The 4,881-nt window shown below is 73.2% G+C and carries 1 protein-coding gene; it reads left to right on the top strand.

The annotated features are described in order from the left end of the window. Nucleotides 1-4,881 (top strand): SDR family NAD(P)-dependent oxidoreductase (locus tag AC5L38_RS43880; protein WP_495248758.1); only part of this gene is annotated, 4,881 nt, incomplete at both ends.

The following is a 4,881-nucleotide window of genomic DNA, read 5'->3' as shown; positions in this document are numbered from 1 at the left end:
TGGTGTGGCGGTGGACTGGCGGCAGCTGCTGCCGGGCGGTCGCCGGGTCGATCTGCCCACCTACGCCTTCCAGCACCGGTGGTACTGGCCCGCGAGGGCGGGTTCCCAGGTGGGGAATGTGGCGGCGGCGGGGTTGGTGGTGGCGGGGCATCCGCTGCTGGGCGCGGCCGTGGGCCTGGCCGACTCCAACGGCGTGCTGCTGACCGGCCGCCTGTCGCTCTCGTCGCACCCCTGGCTGGCCGACCACGCGGTGGCCGGAACGGTGATCTTCCCGGGCACCGGGTTCCTGGAGCTGGCGATCCGGGCGGGCGACCAGGTCGGCTGTGACCGGGTGGAGGAGCTGACGCTGACCGCGCCGCTGGTGCTGGGCGAGAACGACGCCGTCGCGGTGCAGGTGTGGGTGGGCGTCGCGCAGGAGACGGGCCATCGGAGCGTGAGCCTCTACGCTCGCTCGGCCGAGGCCGCCGACGACGTGCCGTGGGTGCGGCACGCCACCGGCACGCTGGCCACGGGCACCCCCGCGGCCGCTCCCGCCCCGATCGCGCCGTTCGACACGGCGGTGTGGCCTCCCCAGGGGGCGACCGCCATCGAGCTGGACGGCCTGTACGAGGGACTGGCCGCGGGCGGCTTCGAATACGGCCCGGTGTTCCAGGGGCTGCGGGCCGCCTGGAACGGTGTCGGCGGCGAGGTGTTCGCCGAGGTCGCGCTGCCCGAGCAGGCGGCGTCGGGCGCGGGTGCGTTCGGGGTGCACCCGGCGTTGCTTGACGCGGCGCTGCACGCGGTGGCCTTCGTCGGGCTGGAGCCGGTCGAGGGCGGCCGGTTGCCGTTCTCCTGGGGTGAGGTGAGCCTGCACGCGACCGGCGCGACGATGCTGCGCGTACGGCTGATCCGGACCGCCGGCGACGCGGCCACGCTGACGGCGGTGGACGCCGCCGGTGAGCCGGTGCTGTCGGCGCGCTCGCTGGTGCTGCGCCCGTTCTCGCCCGGCCGGCTCGCCGGTGGTGGCCAGGTGACGGAACGGGACGGGCTGTTCCGGCTGGAGTGGAGCCCGCTCTCCGAGGTCCCGGTGGCCGATCCGGCGCCGGTGACGGTGGTGGGTTTCGCGGCGTTCGAGCCGGACGCGCTGGGTCTCGCGGCGACGTGGGAGCCGGTGACGGTTCATCGTGATCTGCGGGCGCTGGGCGAGGCGGGGCCGGTGCCGGAGGTGGTGCTGGTCGAAGTCGCGTCCGGGACGTCCGGGGACGCGGTGGCCTCGGCGCATGAGGTGACGGCCGGGGTGCTGGGTCTGCTGCGGGAGTGGCTGGCCGACGAGCGGTTCGCGGCTTCGCGTCTGGTGTTCGTCACCCGGGGTGCGGTCGCGGCCGGTGAGGGTGAGGCGGTCGCCGATCTGGCGGGCGCGGCGGTGTGGGGGTTGGTGCGGTCGGCGCAGTCGGAGAATCCGGGCCGGTTCGTGCTGGTGGACGTCGACGGTGAGCTGTCCTCGCCGGTGCCGGCCGGGGTGCTGGCGTGTGGCGAGCCGCAGGTGGCGGTACGCGAGGATGGGGTGCGGGTGCCGAGGCTGGTGTCGCTGACCTCGGGGGCGGGCTTGCTGCCTCCGGCCGGTGAGGTGGCGTGGCGGCTGGGCAGCCGGGCCAAGGGCAGCCTGGACGCGCTGGAGCTGCTGCCGTTCCCTCAGGCGGCCGGGCCGCTGGAGGCCGGGCAGGTTCGGGTGGAGGTGCACGCGGCGGGGGTGAACTTCCGGGATCTGCTGGACGGGCTGAACGCGCTGGGCTGGTTCCAGGACAAGGTCGGCCTGATGGGCAGCGAGGCCGCCGGAGTGGTGCTGGAGGTCGGTCCCGGCGTCGAGGACCTGCGGGTGGGTGACCGGGTGGTCGGCCTCGTCGAGGGTGGTTTCGGCCCGGTGGTGGTCACCGGCGCAGGCGGGATGACCAAGATTCCCGATGAGGTCTCCTTCGAGCAGGCCGCGACGATCCCGGTCGCGTTCCTCACCACCTACTACGGGCTGATGGACCTGGCCGGGTTGCGGGCGGGGGAGCGGCTGCTGGTGCACGCGGGTACCGGCGGGACCGGGATGGCCGCGATCCAGCTCGCCCAGCGGCTGGGCGTGGAGGTGTTCGCGACGGCGAGTCCGGCCAAGTGGGAGGTGTTGCGCTCGCTGGGCGTCCCCGATGACCACATCGCCTCCTCGCGTTCGTTGGAGTTCGAGGAGCGCTTCCGCGCGGTGGTCGGTGACGAGGGAATCGACGTGGTGCTCAACTCCCTGACCGGGGAGTTCATCGACGCCTCCGCGCGCCTGCTGCGTCCGGGTGGCCGGTTCGTCGAGATGGGCAAGCTCGACATCCGCGATCAGGAGCGGTTCCCGGGGCTGGAGTACCACTGGTTCGACGTCCTGGACGCCGGACCGGAGAGACTGCGGCAGATCCTGGCCGAGCTGATGGAGCTGTTCGCGGCCGGTGAACTGAAGCCGCTGCCCGTCACGGCGTGGGATGTGCGGCGGGGGCGGGAGGCGTTCCGGTTCATGAGCCAGGCCCGGCATACGGGCAAGATCGTGTTGACCATGCCTCGTCGGTGGGATCCGGAGGGCACGGTGTTGATCACCGGTGGCACGGGTGGTCTGGGTGCGGAGATGGCCCGGCACCTGGTGGCCGAGCGGGGGGTGCGGCACCTGCTGCTGGCCAGCCGCCGAGGCCTCGACGCCCCCGGTGTGACAGAGCTTCACCAGGAGCTGAGCGAGCGGGGTGCCCGGGTGACCGTGGCCGCCTGCGATCTGGCCGATCGGGACGCGGTGGCGGCGCTGCTGGCCGAGGTGCCGCAGGAGCATCCGCTGACGGCGGTGATCCACGCGGCCGGTGTGCTGGATGACGGGACGATCACCTCGCTGACGCCCGAGCGGCTGGATAAGGTGTTGCGGCCGAAGGTGGACGCCGCCTGGCACCTGCACGAGCTGACCGCGGACAGTGATCTGGCGGGGTTCGTGGTGTTCTCCTCGCTGGCCGGGTTGATGGGTGGGGCGGGTCAGGGCAACTACGCGGCGGCCAATGCGTGGCTGGACGCGCTGATGGTGCGGCGGCGGGCGCAGGGCTTGGCGGGACTGTCGCTGGCGTGGGGGCTGTGGGCGCAGGCCACCGGGATGACCGGCGGCATGTCGCAGGCCGATGTGCAGCGGATGACCGCGGCCGGGTTGCCGCCGATCACCACCGAGCAGGGGCTGGCACTGTTCGACGCCGCCGCCGGCTCGGACTCCCCCCTCGTGGTCCCGGTACGGCTCAACCCGCAGGCGATGTCCGCCCAGCTGGTACCGCCGCTGCTGCGCGGCCTGGTGCGGGGAACCCGCCGTACGGCCTCCTCGGTGTCCGCCGGTGAGGGGATGCTGAAGCGGCAGCTGGCAGGGCTGACCCAGGCCGACCGGGCCCGGTTCGTGGTCGACCTGGTCCGGGCCCAGGCCGCCGCCGTCCTCGGCCACCCTTCTCCGGAAGCGGTGCAGGTGCGCCGCGAGTTCCGCGAGCTGGGTTTCGACTCCCTCACCGCGATCGAGCTGCGCAACCGGCTCAACGCCGCCACCGGGCTGCGCCTGCCCTCCACCCTCGTCTTCGACTACCCCACCCCGACCGTGCTCGGTGAGTACCTGCTCGGCGAGGTGCTCGGCGCGCACGGCGACACGATCCTCCCGGTGGCCGCGGTCCCGGTCGGGGACGACCCGATCGTCATCGTCTCGATGGCCTGCCGCTATCCCGGAGGGGTGAACTCCCCGGAGGACCTGTGGCGGCTGGTCGCCGAGGGGCGGGACGCCATCACCCCGCTGCCGACCGACCGTGGCTGGCAGGCCCACGGTCACCTCGACCTGAAGGGCGGGTTCGTCTTCGACGCGCCCGAGTTCGACGCGGAGTTCTTCAGGATCTCGCCGCGCGAGGCGCTGGCGATGGATCCGCAGCAGCGCCTGCTGCTGGAGGCCGCCTGGGAGGTCCTCGAACGCGCCGGAGTCGATCCGGACTCGTTGCGCGGCAGCGACACCGGCGTCTTCATCGGCTCCGTCGGCTCGGGCTACATGCCCGGCGAGGAGTCGCGCGGCCACATCATGACCGGCCAGCTGGCCAGCGTGGCCTCCGGCCGGATCTCGTACACCTTCGGGCTGGAGGGGCCGGCGGTGACGGTCGACACGGCCTGCTCGTCGTCGCTGGTGACCATCCACATGGCGGCCCAGGCACTGCGCAACGGGGAGTGCTCGCTCGCCGTGGCCGGCGGGGTCACCGTCATATCGACGCTCGCGGCGTTCGGGGAGCTCGGCGAGCAGGGCGGGCTGGCGCCGGACGCCCGGTGCAAGGCGTTCTCCGACTCGGCGGACGGCATCGGGTGGTCCGAGGGCGTCGGCCTGGTGATGCTGGAGCGGCTGTCGGACGCGCGCCGCAACGGTCACCGGGTGCTGGCGATCGTGCGCGGCTCGGCGATCAACCAGGACGGCGCGTCCAACGGCCTGACGGCGCCGAACGGTCCGTCTCAGCGACGGGTGATCAGAAAGGCCCTGGCCGTCGCCGGTCTGACCCCCGCCGACGTGGACGCGGTGGAGGCGCACGGCACCGGTACGGCACTGGGCGACCCGATCGAGGCGCAGGCGGTCCTGGCGACGTACGGGCAGGACCGGCCGGAGGACCGTCCGCTGCTGCTGGGCTCGGTCAAGTCGAACATCGGCCACACCCAGGCCGCCGCCGGTGTGGCGAGTGTGATCAAGATGGTCATGGCGCTCCGGAACGGGGTGCTGCCCAGGACGCTGCACGTGGACGAGCCCTCGTCGCACGTGGACTGGGCGTCGGGTGCGGTGGAGGTGTTGACCGACCGGGTCGAGTGGCCGGAGACGGGTCGTCCGCGCCGGGCGGGGGTGTCGTC

The organism is Streptosporangium nanhuense (genome assembly GCF_059358815.1).
Note: the sequence above shows the minus strand (reverse complement) of the source record. Positions and strands in the feature narration are given on the sequence as shown.